This window comes from Pseudomonas asiatica, assembly GCF_040214835.1.
Classification (GTDB): Bacteria; Pseudomonadota; Gammaproteobacteria; order Pseudomonadales; family Pseudomonadaceae; genus Aquipseudomonas; species Aquipseudomonas putida_Z.
This window is the reverse complement of the sequence record NZ_CP157874.1, coordinates 1,521,476-1,536,516: the sequence shown is the minus strand read 5'-3', so window position 1 is coordinate 1,536,516 and position 15,041 is coordinate 1,521,476. Positions and strand designations below refer to the sequence as shown.

At 63.5% G+C, this 15,041-nt stretch carries 15 protein-coding genes and 1 tRNA gene; 11 read left to right on the top strand and 5 right to left on the bottom strand.

From position 1 onward, the window contains the following. The first annotated feature begins 122 nt into the window (after positions 1-122). Positions 123-551 (top strand): organic hydroperoxide resistance protein, encoded by a 429-nt coding sequence (locus ABNP31_RS07030; protein ID WP_085590091.1) that lies wholly within the window; start codon positions 123-125, stop codon positions 549-551. 205 nt (positions 552-756) lie between these two features. Here the strand turns inward: ABNP31_RS07030 and efp are convergent, their stop codons facing one another. Together efp and earP are read right to left on the bottom strand one after the other, a co-directional pair. Beyond that, a complete protein-coding gene (gene efp, locus ABNP31_RS07025; protein ID WP_013971530.1) occupies positions 757-1,326 on the bottom strand; it encodes an elongation factor P in 570 nt (189 codons plus the stop codon). 48 nt (positions 1,327-1,374) lie between these two features. Next, positions 1,375-2,502, bottom strand: coding sequence for an elongation factor P maturation arginine rhamnosyltransferase EarP (earP, locus tag ABNP31_RS07020; RefSeq protein ID WP_085664896.1), 1,128 nt, complete (start codon positions 2,500-2,502; stop codon positions 1,375-1,377). Positions 2,503-2,632: 130 nt separating this feature from the next. Between earP and ABNP31_RS07015 the strand changes: the two genes are divergently transcribed. Both ABNP31_RS07015 and ABNP31_RS07010 read left to right on the top strand, forming a co-directional pair. Next, on the top strand, positions 2,633-3,031 hold the full coding sequence (locus ABNP31_RS07015; protein ID WP_085664895.1) for a hypothetical protein: 399 nt from the start codon (positions 2,633-2,635) through the stop codon (positions 3,029-3,031). 2 nt (positions 3,032-3,033) lie between these two features. Beyond that, positions 3,034-3,504, top strand: a complete 471-nt coding sequence (locus tag ABNP31_RS07010) for a GreA/GreB family elongation factor (RefSeq protein WP_085664894.1) — start codon at positions 3,034-3,036, stop codon at positions 3,502-3,504. Between the two features lie 123 nt (positions 3,505-3,627). Here the strand turns inward: ABNP31_RS07010 and ABNP31_RS07005 are convergent, their stop codons facing one another. Next, complete coding sequence (locus tag ABNP31_RS07005) at positions 3,628-4,566, bottom strand: LysR family transcriptional regulator (protein WP_085664893.1); 939 nt, start codon at positions 4,564-4,566, stop codon at positions 3,628-3,630. A 118-nt stretch (positions 4,567-4,684) separates the two neighbouring features. On the opposite strand from ABNP31_RS07005, the gene ABNP31_RS07000 reads away from it, so the two are divergent. The 4 genes from ABNP31_RS07000 (at position 4,685) to ABNP31_RS06985 (ending at position 9,701) form a co-directional block, all read left to right on the top strand. Continuing rightward, positions 4,685-5,434, top strand: coding sequence for a 3-oxoacyl-ACP reductase family protein (locus ABNP31_RS07000; RefSeq protein ID WP_350013131.1), 750 nt, complete (start codon positions 4,685-4,687; stop codon positions 5,432-5,434). A gap of 243 nt (positions 5,435-5,677) precedes the next feature. Beyond that, a complete protein-coding gene (locus ABNP31_RS06995) occupies positions 5,678-6,865 on the top strand; it encodes an MFS transporter (RefSeq protein WP_085618111.1) in 1,188 nt (395 codons plus the stop codon). Positions 6,866-6,985: 120 nt separating this feature from the next. After that, positions 6,986-7,366 carry a hypothetical protein gene (locus ABNP31_RS06990; protein WP_025338170.1) on the top strand — a complete coding sequence of 127 codons (381 nt, stop codon included), beginning with the start codon at positions 6,986-6,988 and terminating at the stop codon, positions 7,364-7,366. A 202-nt stretch (positions 7,367-7,568) separates the two neighbouring features. Then, complete coding sequence (locus tag ABNP31_RS06985) at positions 7,569-9,701, top strand: TonB-dependent siderophore receptor (protein ID WP_350013130.1); 2,133 nt, start codon at positions 7,569-7,571, stop codon at positions 9,699-9,701. Positions 9,702-9,871: 170 nt separating this feature from the next. Here the strand turns inward: ABNP31_RS06985 and ABNP31_RS06980 are convergent. Next, positions 9,872-9,961, bottom strand: a tRNA-Ser gene (locus tag ABNP31_RS06980). A gap of 198 nt (positions 9,962-10,159) precedes the next feature. Between ABNP31_RS06980 and ABNP31_RS06975 the strand changes: the two genes are divergently transcribed. The 3 genes from ABNP31_RS06975 to ABNP31_RS06965 all read left to right on the top strand — a co-directional run bounded on the left by ABNP31_RS06975 (position 10,160) and on the right by ABNP31_RS06965 (position 12,786). Then, complete coding sequence (locus tag ABNP31_RS06975) at positions 10,160-10,849, top strand: crotonase/enoyl-CoA hydratase family protein (RefSeq protein WP_085590072.1); 690 nt, start codon at positions 10,160-10,162, stop codon at positions 10,847-10,849. A 181-nt stretch (positions 10,850-11,030) separates the two neighbouring features. Next, a complete protein-coding gene (locus ABNP31_RS06970) occupies positions 11,031-11,750 on the top strand; it encodes a lysophospholipid acyltransferase family protein (RefSeq protein WP_025338167.1) in 720 nt (239 codons plus the stop codon). A 64-nt stretch (positions 11,751-11,814) separates the two neighbouring features. Continuing rightward, positions 11,815-12,786, top strand: coding sequence for a magnesium and cobalt transport protein CorA (locus ABNP31_RS06965; RefSeq protein ID WP_015269363.1), 972 nt, complete (start codon positions 11,815-11,817; stop codon positions 12,784-12,786). 132 nt (positions 12,787-12,918) lie between these two features. On the opposite strand, the gene ABNP31_RS06960 is transcribed toward ABNP31_RS06965, so the two are convergent. Next, positions 12,919-13,650, bottom strand: coding sequence for an amidotransferase (locus ABNP31_RS06960; RefSeq protein ID WP_025338166.1), 732 nt, complete (start codon positions 13,648-13,650; stop codon positions 12,919-12,921). Positions 13,651-14,178: 528 nt separating this feature from the next. On the opposite strand from ABNP31_RS06960, the gene ABNP31_RS06955 reads away from it, so the two are divergent. Then, positions 14,179-14,979: a c-type cytochrome gene (locus ABNP31_RS06955; RefSeq protein ID WP_350013129.1), complete on the top strand. Its 801-nt coding sequence runs from the start codon at positions 14,179-14,181 to the stop codon at positions 14,977-14,979. Positions 14,980-15,041: the final 62 nt, after the last annotated feature.

Sequence of the window (15,041 nt, the reverse complement as noted above, 5' to 3'; positions counted from 1 at the left end):
CCGTTCGGATGAGCGGTGACGATTTATCTTGCGCACTAACTAATTGCGCGCTAATTTAAATCCCACACCAACCCGCGCCCTCCTCCAGACGGGGAGCGCACAGCACATTAGCGAGGCTCAAGATGCAAAAGGTCACTCCGCTGTACATCGCAGAAGCTACCTCCACCGGTGGGCGCGACGGCAAGTCCCGTTCCAGCGACGGCAAGCTGGTGGTCAGCCTGAGCACCCCCAAGGAACTGGGCGGCGCAGGCGGTGACGGCACCAACCCCGAGCAGATGTTCGCCGCCGGTTACTCGGCGTGCTTCATCGGTGCCCTGAAGTTCGTGGCCGGGCAGGAGAAAAAAGCCCTGCCGGCGGACGCCTCGATCACCGCGAAAGTGGGCATCGGCCAGATTCCAGGTGGTTTCGGCCTGGACATCGACCTGCACATCAACCTGCCGGGCCTGGCCCAGGCCGATGCTGAAGCGCTGGTGGAAAAGGCGCACAAGGTGTGCCCGTACTCCAACGCCACCCGCGGCAATGTGGATGTGCGCCTGCACGTGACCGTGTAAGGCTGTGGGAGCGGCCTTGCGTCGCGATGGGGCGCGAAGCGGCCCCGGAATCTCGGGTACACCTTAATATTGCCGGGGCCGCTTTGCGGCCCTTTCGCGACACAAGGCCGCTCCCACAAAAGCAAGAGCACGCATCGAGATCTGCAGGAATCGCAGGCACAAAAAACCCGGCCAAGGCCGGGTTTTTTGCGTTTCACAGGAAGGATTACTTCTTGGAACGGCCTTTGAAGCTGTTGTCGCGAGTGTCGATATCGATCCACTCGTCGATCTGGATGAAGTCGGCAACCGAGATCTCGGTACCGTTCTTCAGCTTGGCAGGCTTCATCACCTTGCCCGAGGTGTCGCCGCGTGCAGCGTTCTCGGTGTAGACAACCTGGCGGCTGATGGTGGTCGGCAGTTCAACCGATACCAGGCGGCCTTCGAAGAACACGGCTTCGCAGACGTCTTCCATGCCTTCTTCGATGTACGGCAGAACGGCTTCGATGTCCTCGGCGTTCAGTTCGTACATGGTGTAGTCGGTGGTGTCCATGAAGGTGTATTCGTCACCGTTGATGAACGACAGGGTCGCTTCTTTGCGATCCAGGATCACGTCGTCCAGCTTGTCGTCTGCACCGTAGACGGTTTCGGTCTTGTAGCCGGTCAGCAGGTTCTTCAGCTTGGTCTTCATGATCGCGCTGTTACGGCCCGACTTGGTGAACTCAGCTTTTTGAACCAGCCACGGGTCGTTGTCGATCCGCAGGACGGTACCGGGTTTCAGTTCTTTACCAGTTTTCATTACGAAGTATCCGAATCTGGATGGATTTATAAAAATCGAGGCCGCGTATCATAGCGAATTTCGGTAAAAGTGTACTAGCGCTGTGGCAAGGTCCGGCTGAGCGGCCCGTCGCGCTGCCCAAAGCCGGGCATGCTGCTGCAGTTCCGGCCAGTGCTGGCGGGCCGCCTGCCAGGCCTGGCCCATGTCGCGGTCCATGTTCCAGGCACGCCACAAGCCAAGCAGGGCGGCATCGGCATCGTCTGACAACCCGTGTCGATAATGCGCGAGAAACGCTTCGAGCTTTTCCCAATGGGCATTCTCGTCCTGCACGTAGATGTGCCACAGCATCGGCTGCCCGGCCCACTGCGCGCGCACGAACGAGTCTTCGCCGCGCACGGCGTTGAAATCACAGCTCCACAGCAACCGGTCGTAGTCGTCCTGGCTGACGAAAGGTAGCACCTGCACGGTCAGCGCCCCTCGCTTGCGCACGCTGCCCACTTGCAGGGCCGCCTCGCCAAGCCACTGGCCGAGCCCCGCGAGGACGCGCCCTTGCGGCACCAGCAGGTGGCAAGGTTGCTCGCCTGAGGCCAAGGCATCAAGCCAGTTGCCCAGTTGCGGGTTTTCGTAGGCGAACAGGGAAATCAGCAACGCCCCCGCTTCAGGGTTTACGCCAAGCCCCTGCAAGAAGGCCTGACGTGCGCCTTGCTGGAACCCATCACGCCGCGCCAGCAGCGAGCCCTCGCGCAGCAGGCCACCGGTTTTTTCGGTAAAGCCGGGAAAGAAAAACACCTTGCGCAAGCCATTGGGCTGCGGCGAAGGCAAGCCATGGCAGCCCTCCACCCAGTCCTCGGCACTGAGGTATTCGAGGTTCAACCACAGCGGCGGCGTGGCGCGAGCACGCATTGCCTCCACATAAGCTGCTGGCAACTGGCAGGCGAAGGCACCGATTACCACATCAGCCGGCGCCACCGGCAACCAGGTCACCGGCCACTGGCGCACATCCACACCGTGCTGCCACTGCTGCGGGGCGGCGGCATCGGCCCCGGGGCACATGGGCGTGAACGCATTGAGGTCATCCACCCACAGGCGCACTGCCAGGCCGTGCTCGGCCACCAGCTGCCGGGCCAGGCGCCAAGTCACGCCTATATCGCCGTAGTTGTCGACGACGCTGCAGAAGATGTCCCAGGTGGCGTTCATGTGCCCTGCCCTCGCCCAGCGGAAAAACCGCGCATTCTGCGCATAAATTGTCGCTGACAAAAGCACCTGCGCGGAAAAATGCCCAGGCGCATGCGACAATGCACCCCGAACACCCTGCCAGGAGGCTGCCATGCCGCGCCACCGTGAACTGAAGATTACCCTCAAGCCGCTGCCGTTGATCGTGTGCGTTGCCCTTGGCCTGTGGCTGGGCGCCGTGGCGATCGCCGCCAGCCTGTGGCTGGCGCTGCAACTGTGGCCACAGCAGGTACAGCCACTGGCCCAGGCCGTGGCCCCCGCCGCGTACCGGCCTGCCGCGCCGCCAGCGCCAGCCCCTGCGGCGGATGCCCAGGCGGAAATGTTCGAACGCTACAAGGACATCCTGCACAAGCAGGAGGTGCAACAGGCCGCCGAGGCCGCCCAGGGCAACCCGCGCAACCTCAACAGCCCGAAGTGCCAGTTCTGGCTGCAGCAGAACCGCACCGCGCCCACCGACAAAAGCCAGGCCAACGTGCTGGAGTTCTGTTACTGACCATGGACAAGCCCAGCCTGCTGGCGCAGATAGTCGCCACCCTCGAGCATGACCAGGATGTGCTGACCCGCGCGGCGCAAACCGCGTACGAAGCCGCCACCGCCGAAGAGAACATCGCCGAGAACAAGTACGACACCCTGGGCCTGGAAGCCTCGTACCTGGCTACCGGCCAAGCCCGCCGCAGCGCCGAGATCCGCAAGGCGCTGGTGACCTACCAGCAACTGCTGCTGCGTGATTACGACCCGGCACGCGGGGTGCAGGTGAGCAACCTGGTAACGCTGGAGGATGAAGATGGCGGGCAACGCCGACTGTTCCTCGGGCCCGAGGCGGCGGGGTTGAAGATTGGCGAGGGGGATGGGCTGGTGACGGTGATTACCCCGCGCTCGCCGCTGGGGCAGCAGTTGGTCGGCAGGAAGGTTGATGATGAGGTGAGCCTGGGGGCACAGGCATTGTTCATAGTCGATGTTGTCTGAACCGGCCTCTTCGCTCCCCAGGCCAGTGATCCCCGTGTAGGAGCAGCCTTGTGCTGCGAAGGGGCCATGAGCGACACAGAAAGTCATTTGCCTTACCGGCCTCTTCGCAGCACAAGGCTGCTCCTACACGGTTTGCAAGGCATCGAACCGCCGCGCCAACCCCTGCTCTTCGAACTGTTCCACCACAAAATCGATAAACGCCCGGGTCTTGCCCGGCAACAGCTTGTGCTCGGCGAAATACAGGCTGATATACCCATCGTCCACGTACCAGTCCGGCAGCACCCGCTGCAGCCGCCCGCCTTCCAGGTACGGCACTGCAAACGGCAGGCTCACCAGGGCAATCCCCAAGCCCTGCTCGGCCACCGCGCAAGCCGCATCCGAATCGCTCATGGTCATCGTCTGGCGCAACTGCAATGGCTGCTGCACCTGCCAACGGCTGGTCAACGGCCATGAACGCACCCGCCCGGTCTGCGGCGAGCGGATCAGGATACCGTCATGCCGTTGCAATACCTGCGGGTCGTCAATCGGCGCGTGCCGGCCCAGGTAAGCCGGCGCCGCCACCAGCACCCGGTGCGCCGGGGTCAGCTTGCGCGCCACCACCCCCGGCGGCAGATCGAAGCCTCCGCCAATCGCCGCATCGAAGCCCTGGCCGATCAGGTCGACCTGGCGGTTGTCGAAATGCCAGTCCGGGGTAATGGCCGGGTAGCGACGCAGGAACTCGGCCAGCAATGGCAACACATACAAGCGCCCGAACACCGTGCCCATGCTCACCCGCAACAACCCGGCCGGCTGGCCTTCGCTGCTGGCCAGGTTGGCCACGGCGTACTGGATGGTGCGGAAGCTGTCACTGACCTCCCCCAGAAATCGCTGCCCGGCCTCGGTCAGGGTCAGCTTGCGGGTACTACGCTGGAACAACCGCACCCCCAGGCGCGCTTCCAGCTGGGCAACATGCTTGCCCACGGCAGCCGGGGTAATGCTGAGGCGCCTGGCGGCCTCGGCAAAGCTGCCGACTTCGGCACTGCGGATGAAGCATTCCAACGCGTTGAACGATTCCATGGCCATGATTGGCAACCAAAGGTTTACTCTGCTGATAGTGATTGCCATCTTATCAGCAGGTAATCAAGCGCCGATACTGCGCCCATCCAAGGCATTCCGGCCTGGCTTCCAGCAGGAGATCAGCATGTCCAAGCAACATACCCTCAAAGGCAAAGTAGCCCTGGTACAGGGCGGTTCCCGCGGCATCGGTGCAGCCATCGTGCGACGCCTGGCCCGCGAAGGCGCGCAGGTGGCCTTCACCTATGTCAGCTCCGCCGGCCCGGCGCAGGCGCTGGCTGAGGAAATTACCGAAAACGGCGGCAGGGCCTTGGCCCTGCGGGCCGACAGCGCCGACGCGGCGGCCGTGCAACTGGCCGTGGATGACACTGTGAAGGCCTTCGGCCGGCTGGATATCCTGGTCAACAACGCCGGTGTGCTGGCGGTAGCACCGGTGACCGAATTCGACCTGGCCGACTTCGACCACATGCTGGCGGTGAACGTGCGCAGCGTATTCGTCGCCAGCCAGGCCGCGGCACGCTACATGGGCCAAGGTGGGCGCATCATCAACATTGGCAGCACCAATGCCGAGCGCATGCCGTTTGCCGGCGGCGCCCCCTATGCCATGAGCAAATCGGCGCTGGTCGGCCTGACCCGCGGCATGGCCCGTGACCTGGGGCCGAAAGGCATTACCGTGAACAACGTGCAGCCAGGGCCGGTGGACACCGACATGAACCCGGCCAGCGGCGAGTTCGCTGACAGCCTGATCCCGCTGATGGCGATCGGGCGCTATGGCGAGGCGGATGAGATTGCCAGCTTCGTGGCTTACCTGGCGGGGCCTGAGGCGGGGTATGTCACTGGGGCCAGCCTGACGGTCGATGGCGGGTTTGCTGCCTGATTGAAGGGTTGCCTGTTCCGGCCTCTTCGCGGGTAAACCCGCTCCCACAGGGATATCACAGGCCCCGAGCCCAGTGGTGTACCTGTGGGAGCGGGTTTACCCGCGAAGAGGCCAGCACAGGCTCAACCGATCCCCAACCTCCAGCCCCCCTCCCCCTGCCCTGCTCTGCCACACAATGCATTGATGTAGTGCCCGACACTTTCCGATAATCCCCCCTTTACTCCTGCCCGCCACGAGAACTGCATGAACGCCCCCACTCTCAGCCGCGCCCTGATCCTGCTGATGGCCACCGCCACCGGCCTGGCCGTGGCCAGCAACTACTATGCGCAACCACTGCTGCACAGCATCGCCCAGCAGTTCGGCCTGAGCACTGCCAGTGCCGGCAGCATCGTCATTGCCGCGCAACTGAGCTATGGCGCCGGCCTGTTGCTGCTGGCACCGCTGGGCGACCTGTTCGAGCAGCGCCGGCTGATCACCGTGATGACCGCCATTTCCACCCTGGGCCTGATCATCAGCGCCTGCGCACCGAGCCTGCCCTGGCTGATCCTTGGTACGGCGCTGACCGGGCTGTTCTCGGTGGTGGCGCAGATCCTCGTGCCCATGGCCGCGACCCTCAGCGAGCCACACCAGCGCGGGCGCGCGGTCGGCACGTTGATGAGCGGGTTGCTGCTGGGCATCCTGCTGGCACGTACCGCCGCCGGGTTCATGGCCGAACTGGGTGGCTGGCGCAGCATCTACGTGCTGGCTGCAGTGCTGATGGCCATCACCGCCGTGGCGCTGTACCGCAGCCTGCCACAACACCACAGCCATGCCGGGCTGAAATACCCGGCGCTGATCGGCTCGGTGTTCCGCCTGTTCGTCGAAGAACCGGTGCTGCGCCTGCGCTCGCTGCTCGGCCTGCTGGCATTCAGCCTGTTCGCCCTGTTCTGGACGCCACTGGCGTTCCTGCTGGCGAAAGGCCCGTACCACTATTCGGACGCGGTGATAGGCCTGTTCGGCCTGGCCGGTGCAGCGGGTGCGCTGTCGGCCAACTGGGCCGGGCGCCTGGCCGACCGTGGCAAGGGTTCGCTGGGCACCACCGTGGGCCTGGTGGTATTGCTGCTGTCGTGGGTGCCGCTGGGCTTTGCCGAGCAATCGTTGCTGGCCTTGCTGCTGGGCGTACTGATGCTCGACCTGGCAGTGCAACTGGTGCACGTGAGCAACCAGAACGCGGTGATTGCCCTGCGGCCCGAAGCGCGCACGCGGCTGAATGCCGGGTATATCACCTGCTACTTCATTGGCGGGGCCTTGGGGTCGTTGCTGGGCACGCAGTTGTTCCAGCGCCAGGGCTGGATGGGGATTGTGGTGGCCGGGTTGGTGATTGGCGGGCTGGCGTTGCTGGCGTGGGGTTTGGCCGAGCGCAAGCGCAAGAACGCTTTGCAGGTGGCCTGAAGTCCATTGACCTGGGCGACAATGCACCGCACGACCCTCCGTCGCATGGCCGTTGACTTGCCTGCCCGGGCAGCGCTCAGTAGGCGCTGGTCAATGCCCTTTCCCTGACAGGACGACGTTATGACAAGACTCACGGTGCAATCCGGCGATTTCTTGCAAGGCGAAGGCGAGTATCGCAATGGATCGCTCACACTCAAGACCCCGCGCAGCCCCTCGCCGGGCGAGCGGATTTCCCTGGCACGCATCAGCGAGCTGCGGCTGGCCAGCCTGGAATCCAGCCGTAGCCTGGGCAGTGCCCTGGGCTGGGGCGTGGCCGGGGCCCTGGTGGCCGGGCCGGTGGGGTTGCTGGCCGGGCTGTGGCTGGGTGGCAAGGAAGAGGAAGCCACCTTCCTGGCCACCTTCAAGGACGGGCGCAAGCTCATGGCCATTACCGATGGCAAGACCTGGTCGAAGATCGATGACAACTGGCGGCAGCACAGGCGGCCGGCCCGCAAAGGCTGACTGGATATCGCAGAGCCCGGATCGTTTTATGTTGAAGGCGGCTGTAAGATGCCGCCTTTTTCATGGCCTGTGCCGGCCTCTTCGCGGGTGAACCCGCTCCCACAGGGATATCACTGCACCTGAGGATAGTGATTTTCCTGTGGGAGCGGGTTCACCCGCGAAGAGGCCGGCACAGGTGTCGCGCATCCAGGAGCCCCACCGCATGCCCCCGCGTCACCCCCGCCTGCCCCTGAGCCTGCTCAGCCTGGGCCTGGCCCTGCATTGCCCCCATGTGCTTGCCGAAGACAGCGTGCTACTGGCCCCGCTGCAGGTGTCCGACACCTACACCAACGACGGCTACCAGGCACGCCAGGCAGCAGTAGGCGGCTTCCAGCCCGCGCCCCTGCTCGACACCCCGGCCTCGATCAGCGTGTTCAACCAGCAACTGCTGGAAGACCGCCAGGTACGCCAGCTCAGCGAAGTGCTGCAAAGCGACGCCTCGGTGGGTGAAAGCTACGCCCCCATCGGCTACTACGAAAACTTCAACGTGCGCGGCTTCGAGCTGAATGCCGCCAGCAGCTACCGCATCAATGGCCAGACCATCGCCGGCGAGCAGAACGTGGCCCTGGAGAACAAGCAGCAGGTGGAGCTGCTCAAGGGTTTGTCCGGGCTGCAGAGCGGTGTGTCAGAGCCGGGCGGCCTGGTCAACTACGTGACCAAGCGCGCCGAAGACGTGCGCAGCGTCACGGTGTCGACCAACGAACAAGGCGAACGCTACCTGGCCACCGACCTGGGCGGCTGGTTCGGCAGCGAGCGGCAGTTCGGCCTGCGGGCCAACCTGGCCCATGAAGACATCCGCTCCTTGGTCGACCACGCCGACGGCAAGCGCGACTTCGCCTCGCTGGCCTTCGACTGGCAGATCAACCCGAATGCCACCCTGCAGCTGGATGCCGAATACCAGCATCGCGAACAGCGCTCGGTGCCGGGTTACCAGCTGCTCGGTGGCAGCGAAGTACCCCATGGCATCGACCCCGACGACCGCCTGGCCTACCAGCACTGGGCCAAGCCGGTGCAGAACGATTCGCTGAACCTGGGTGGGCGCTTCGAGTACCGTTTCAACGAAGCCTGGACCGGGACCTTGAGCACCTCGCGCAGCAAGGTGGTGATCGATGACTACAGCTCGTTTGCCTGGGGCTCGAGCGAAGGCGCCTTCTTCGGCAGCAACGGCGACTACGACATCTACGACTTCCGCAGCCCCGACGACACCCGCCGTACCGACGAGGCGCAGGCCATGCTCAACGGGCGTTTCGATGCGCTGGGCGTGGGGCATGAGCTGACCGTGGGCACCAGTGCGCAGCGGCGCACGCTGGATCAGCGCCCCAGCTATATGGAATGGGTAGGTACAGGCAACATCTACACGGGTGCACCGGCCTTTGATCCATCCGACAAGCCCATCAGGTCTAGCGAACGTCGCCTGGACAGCCGCCAGTACGGGTTGTTCGTGAGCGACCGCATCAGCTTCAACGAGCACTGGCAGACCGTACTGGGTGCCCGTGAAGTACGCCTGGACGAGAAAACCTGGAATGAGGAAGGTGTTGCCGGTCGCCATACCCGGCAGTACGAGTTGCTGCCCAACGCCGCGCTCATCTACAAGCCGCAGCCGGATACCACGGTATATGCCAGTTATTCCAAAGGCCTGTCGGCAGGCGGCACCGCACCGTGGTTCGCCGAGAACAGATTCGAAATCCTGGCACCGACGACCTCGCACCAACTGGAACTGGGCCTCAAGCATGACTGGCAAGGCCTGAGCTTCAGCGCCGCACTGTTCCAGATACGCCAGGCATACCAGTACGCGCGCCCGGACGGCGCCGGCACTTTCACCTACGTGCAGCAAGGCCAGCAGAAGAACACCGGCCTGGAATTGGGCGCCAGCGGCTGGGTGACCTCGAACCTGCAGGTGCAGGCCAGCGCTGCGGCGATTCGGGCGCGGGTGCAGAACAGCGACACCGATGCCTATGAAGGCCACCAAGCGATCAACGTGCCCAGGTTCCGGGCGGCGCTGCAGGCGGAATACACCCTGCCGATACCGGGCTTGGCACTGCTGGGCGGGGCGCGCTACAGCGCCAGCAAGTATGCGAGCCAGGCGGGGAATGTGGAAGTTGGTGGGTATACGGTGTGCGATGTGGGTAGCCGCTACCGCACGCGCATTGGTGGGTATGACACGGTGCTGCGGCTGACTGTGGATAACGTATTCGACAAGCGTTATTGGCGTGATGTGGGGGATTACCTGGGGGATAACTACCTGTTCCAGGGAGCGCCGCGGACGGCTCGGCTGTCGGCTTCGGTCAGCTTCTAGATTTTTTGGGGCTGCTTTGCAGCCCTTTCGCGACACAAGGCCGCTCCTACAGGGGTCCGCGCACGCTTGTAGGAGCGGCCTTGTGTCGCGAAAGGGCCGCAAAGCGGCCCCCAAAGGCCCCAAAAACAAAAAGCCCCCGGCTTCTCAGCTCGGGGGCTCTTCGTAGAATGTGGCGGTGAAGAAGGGATTTGAACCCTTGATACGATTTCTCGTATACACACTTTCCAGGCGTGCTCCTTCGACCACTCGGACACTTCACCGTTTCTCTTCAAGCCTTGCAGCCTGTCGAGGTGCGCTAATTTAGTGAAAGACTTTCCCTTTGGCAAGCATTTTTTTTAATTTTTTCATGCATTTGCATTTGAGCCCCGGCGAACGCTGACCGACCAGTCAGCCTTACTGCTTTACCTCGCCCCTGGCGCTGGGTAACGTCGTCGCCACGCCAACAAAAGGACTCTGCCATGAGCGAGCTGATTACCTACCACGCCGAAGACGGCATCGTTACCCTGACCCTGAACAACGGCAAGGTCAACGCCATCTCGCCAGACGTCATCGCCGCCTTCAACGCCGCGCTAGACCGCGCCACGCAGGAGCGTGCGGTGGTGATCATCACCGGGCAGCCGGGCATCCTGTCTGGCGGCTACGACCTCAAGGTGATGACCAGCGGCCCCAAGGAAGCAGTCAGCCTGGTCACCGCCGGTTCCACCCTCGCCCGCCGCCTGCTTTCGCACCCGTTCCCGGTGGTAGTCGCCTGCCCGGGCAATGCCGTGGCCAAGGGTGCCTTCCTGCTGCTGTCGGGCGACTATCGCATTGGCGTCGAAGGGCCGTACAAGGTGTGCCTGAACGAAGTGCAGATCGGCATGACCATGCACCATGCCGGCATCGAACTGGCCCGCGACCGCCTGCGCCGCTCGGCCTTCCACCGCTCGGTGATCAATGCCGAGGTGTTTGACCCGCAGGGCGCGGTGGACGCAGGCTTCCTCGACAAGGTCGTGCCGGCCGAGCAGTTGCAGGAAGCGGCACTGGCGGCGGCGCGAGAGCTGAAGAAGCTGAACATGCTGGCGCACAAGAACACCAAGCTGAAGGTGCGCAAAGGGCTGCTGGAGGCGCTGGACAAGGCGATCGAGCTGGATCAGCAGCATATGGGTTAGCCGGGCCGGCCTCTTCGCGGGCGTGCCCGCTCCCACAGGGACAGCGCCAGAGCCGAGGGCAACGCTGTACCTGTGGGAGCGGGCAAGCCCGCGAAGAGGCCGCAACAGGCTTGCACCAGGGTTTGCCCCAACCAGTGCACATCCGTACACTGCCCGGCGACTGTCTGGTGTGAGTCGTACCATGCTTTATTCATTGCGCATGTTCCTGCTGGCGCTGCATTTCCTTGTGGTTGGTACCCTGGGCCTGGTCATTGGCCTGTGCCGTCCCTTCAACCCCGACAACAGCCGCCTTTTCGCCCGCCTCTACAGCCTGCCGGCCACCTGGCTGATGCGCATCAGGGTCAAGGCAGAAGTCGGTCCGCTGTGGGATCAGCCGCCAGGCTGCGTGATCGTCGCCAACCACCAGTCCAACTTCGACCTGTTCGTGCTAGGCCAGGTGGTACCGCAGCGCACCGTCGCCATCGGCAAGAAAAGCCTGGGCTGGATCCCGCTGTTCGGCCAGCTGTTCTGGCTGGGTGGCAACGTGCTGGTCGACCGCAAGAACGCCTACCAGGCACGCAAGGCCATGCAGAAGACCACCCGGGTGCTGCAGGACGATACCTCGATCTGGATTTTCCCCGAAGGCACGCGCAATCCCGGCGAGCACCTGCTGGCCTTCAAGAAAGGCGCGTTTCACATGGCCATCGAGGCCGGTGTGCCGATCGTGCCGGTATGCGTCAGCCGCTATGCCGGGCGCCTGAGCCTGAACAGCTGGCGCCAGCGCACGGTGATCGTGCGCTCGCTGCCACCGATCGCCACGGCGGGCATGACCCTGCAGGACCTGCCGGCGCTGATCGAACAGTGCCGCGGGCAGATGCAGCAATGCATCGACCGCATGGAAGGGGAACTGGCCAAGCGCTAGGTTGCTCTTGAGCCCACTACAGCCCAAGCTGTAACCCGTGTCCAACCGGAATAAGCGAACAACCATGGGTCGAGTCGTGGCATCGGCGGTGTACAGCGCCGGCAGAAAGGTCACCAACATCAGCATCGATGAAGGCAGCGAGTGGGCGCGCAAGCCGGGGCACTTTGTATGGATCGGCCTGGAAGAGCCCAACGCAGAGGAGCTGGCCAACCTGCAGTGCCAGTTCAACCTGCACGAACTGGCCATCGAAGACGCCCTGGAAAAGCACAGCCGGCCCAAGCTGGAAACCTTTGGCGACGCCCTGTTCATCGTCACCTACTCGCCGGTGCGCCACGAAGGCAAGCTGGAGTTCATCGAAACCCACATCTTCGCCGGCAACGGCTACATCATCACCTGCCGCAACGGCCACTCGAAATCCTATGCCCTGGTGCGCCAGCGCTGCGAGGCGCGGCCGTTGCTGCTGGAGCACGGCGAAGACTTCGTGCTGTACGCCCTGCTCGACTTTGTCACCGAGAACTACCAGCCGGTCAGCGAGGCCATTCACGGCGAGATCGAAGAGCTGGAGCAGAGCGTGCTTGGCGGTTCGCTGCAAGAGGACGATATCCGCCGCTTGCACAGCCTGCGCCGCGACATCCTGCGCCTGCGCCGCTACGTGGCACCGATGGTGGAAGTGAGCGAGGAACTGCAGCGCCTGAGCTTCCCGTTCATCGACAAGAACATGCGCCCGTACTTCCGTGATGTGCAGATCCACGTGACGCGGCAGATGGAGGACCTGGCAGGCATCCGCGACATCGCCAGCCAGACCATCGAGATCGGCATGCTGCTGGAGTCGTCACGGCAGAGCATCGTGCAGCGCAAGTTTGCAGCCTGGGCGGCGATCCTGGCGTTCCCCACGGCAATTGCCGGGGTTTACGGGATGAACTTCCAGAACATGCCGGAGCTGGGGTGGCACTATGGGTACTTCGGGGTGCTGGGGGTGATCGGCCTGGGCTGTACCGCGTTGTATGCCAGCTTCAAGAAGTCTGGCTGGCTCTGAGATTGTCGGGGCCGCTTTGCGGCCCATCGCGACACAAGGCCGCTCCTACAGGGATCGCGAATAACCTGACTGGCGCGACCCCCTGTAGGAGCGGCCTTGTGTCGCGATGGGCTGCACAGCAGCCCCCAGCCATCACGCTGCGGTATCTTTGCTCACCGGCTGCTGGATAAACCGCAACATCCACTCCCCCACCAGGTCGCCCTGGTGCTCGGTGGCCAGGCTGGCCACGGCCTTGTGGTACACCTCATCACCCAGATACTGCTGGCGCGCATCGAGCAGTGCGCGGGAGTAGTCGTGCACGAACTCCGGGTGCCCCTGGAAGCACAGCACCTGGTCACGAATGTGGTACGCAGCGTTCGGGCAGAAATCGCTGGAGGCGATCACCGTGGCGCCTTCCGGCAGCTCGGTCACCTGGTCCTGGTGGCTGATCAGCAAGGTCAGCTCCGACACCTCCGGGTCCATCCACGGCGCATGGGCCGCCAGCGAATAGCGGTGGATACCCACGCCCCAGCCCTGCTCGGCACGCTCGGCCTTGCCACCCAGGGTCAACGCCAGCAACTGGTGGCCGAAACACACACCCAGCAGCTTCTCGCCACGCTCGTACAGCTTCAGCAGGTAGGCCTTGAGGGTCTGGATCCACGGGTCGGTACCAAACGAGTCGGCCTTGCTGCCCGTCACCAGGTAGGCATCGAACACTTCGTTGTCGGCGGGGTAATCGCCATTCATCACGTTGTACACACGAAATTCGGCGGCGATCGGCTGACGCGAGAAGAGCTGCTCGAACATCCTGCCGTAGCCCTGGTACTGCGCGGTCAACTCCGGTCGCAGGACATCGGTTTCAAGGATGCAGATGCGTAACGACATAGGGGTAGTCCTGAACGACATGGGTGGGAATCTGCTGTAGAGACTGACGCGAAAGGCACGTACAAGCAAGTAGGCCGCACTGACGAACGGTCACATTTCGTCGGTGCCCTGCTGGCACTTGCGCCACCGTCTAGCCAGAGCATGCCAGCCGGCTGGCACTTGGCCTCATAGCCAGACGAAATCAACGAACTACAGTATTAGAACAAAGGGTTCTCAAACATGGATGACGCACACCCTACTGTTGGTTGTATATCCACTTTCAAGAGGCAGGCAGTTCAGGCGTAACGCAACGCCACTGCGATCGACCCGAAGCGCGACAGGGAAGCCAACGGGTATTCAGGAATAACAACAAGAAGGCGGTCCGCCATGTTCAGACAATCGAAAATTCGCCAAGCTGGGCTCATTCTCTTCGCCACGACTTTGCTGCTGATCCTGCCGAACCTCACACGTTTGTTCGGCTGACTGCCGCTGTGGCGCCAACAGGCAACGCACAGGTAACCTGCTGGCCTTGATGGTCGGAGATTATCCATGCGCCACTGCCTTGCACTGTTAGTGTTGCTTCTGAGCCTGCCGCTGTCGGCGGCGCAACTGCACCTTGAACTGGGCGCCACGACGCGCCAGTGGAGCAGTGCCGAACTGCTCGACCACCCGCAGGCCCGGGACATCAGCATCGACCAGGACGTTTCCTACAAGCAGCCCATGCATTATCGGGCGGTGCCGCTGGCCGCGCTGCTGGATGGCGTGAGCGCCAGCGACCACCTGCAGGCGGTGGCGCTGGATGGTTTTGCCGCCGAAATGCCGGCGGCGCCACTGTTGCAGCACGGGCCGGCACAGGCCTGGCTGGCGGTGGAGGAGCCGGGCCGGCCGTGGCCACCACTGGGCCAGGGCAAGCCGAGTGCCGGGCCGTTCTACCTGGTGTGGACTGCACCGCAGGCAAGCGGCATCCGCCCGGAGCAGTGGCCGTTCCAGATTTCCACGATTCGCAAGCTGGCTTCTGTCGAGGCGCGTTTTCCGGCGCTGCTGCCCGACCCGAAGCTGTCGGCCGACAGCCCTGTGCGCCGGGGCTTTGCCTTGTTCCAGCAGAACTGCCTGGCGTGTCATAGGCTGAATGGCGCGGGGGATGCGCAGGTGGGGCCGGACCTGAATGTGCCGCATAACCCGACCGAGTATTTTCGGCCGGAATATCTACGCCAGCTGATTCGTGACCCGCAGAGCCTGCGGCAGTGGCCGCAGGCGAAGATGCCGGGGTTTGCAGAAAGTGTCTTGAGTGAAACGGAGCTGGATGAATTGCTGGCCTATTTGAGGCATATGGCTGGGCGCAGGCCTTGAGAACCTGGGGGCGCTTTGCGCCCCTTTCGCGACACAAGGCCGCTCCTACAAGGGTACGCGCA

Excerpts from the sequence above, each read along its gene's own strand:
- ABNP31_RS07030 (WP_085590091.1), top strand. The coding sequence starts at position 123 with ATGCAAAAGGTCACTCCGCTGTACATCGCAGAAGCTACCTCCACCGGT.
- efp (WP_013971530.1), bottom strand. The coding sequence starts at position 1,326 with ATGAAAACTGGTAAAGAACTGAAACCCGGTACCGTCCTGCGGATCGAC.
- earP (WP_085664896.1), bottom strand. The coding sequence starts at position 2,502 with ATGAACGCCACCTGGGACATCTTCTGCAGCGTCGTCGACAACTACGGC.
- ABNP31_RS07015 (WP_085664895.1), top strand. The coding sequence starts at position 2,633 with ATGCCGCGCCACCGTGAACTGAAGATTACCCTCAAGCCGCTGCCGTTG.
- ABNP31_RS07010 (WP_085664894.1), top strand. The coding sequence starts at position 3,034 with ATGGACAAGCCCAGCCTGCTGGCGCAGATAGTCGCCACCCTCGAGCAT.
- ABNP31_RS07005 (WP_085664893.1), bottom strand. The coding sequence starts at position 4,566 with ATGGCCATGGAATCGTTCAACGCGTTGGAATGCTTCATCCGCAGTGCC.
- ABNP31_RS07000 (WP_350013131.1), top strand. The coding sequence starts at position 4,685 with ATGTCCAAGCAACATACCCTCAAAGGCAAAGTAGCCCTGGTACAGGGC.
- ABNP31_RS06995 (WP_085618111.1), top strand. The coding sequence starts at position 5,678 with ATGAACGCCCCCACTCTCAGCCGCGCCCTGATCCTGCTGATGGCCACC.
- ABNP31_RS06990 (WP_025338170.1), top strand. The coding sequence starts at position 6,986 with ATGACAAGACTCACGGTGCAATCCGGCGATTTCTTGCAAGGCGAAGGC.
- ABNP31_RS06985 (WP_350013130.1), top strand. The coding sequence starts at position 7,569 with ATGCCCCCGCGTCACCCCCGCCTGCCCCTGAGCCTGCTCAGCCTGGGC.
- ABNP31_RS06975 (WP_085590072.1), top strand. The coding sequence starts at position 10,160 with ATGAGCGAGCTGATTACCTACCACGCCGAAGACGGCATCGTTACCCTG.
- ABNP31_RS06970 (WP_025338167.1), top strand. The coding sequence starts at position 11,031 with ATGCTTTATTCATTGCGCATGTTCCTGCTGGCGCTGCATTTCCTTGTG.
- ABNP31_RS06965 (WP_015269363.1), top strand. The coding sequence starts at position 11,815 with ATGGGTCGAGTCGTGGCATCGGCGGTGTACAGCGCCGGCAGAAAGGTC.
- ABNP31_RS06960 (WP_025338166.1), bottom strand. The coding sequence starts at position 13,650 with ATGTCGTTACGCATCTGCATCCTTGAAACCGATGTCCTGCGACCGGAG.
- ABNP31_RS06955 (WP_350013129.1), top strand. The coding sequence starts at position 14,179 with ATGCGCCACTGCCTTGCACTGTTAGTGTTGCTTCTGAGCCTGCCGCTG.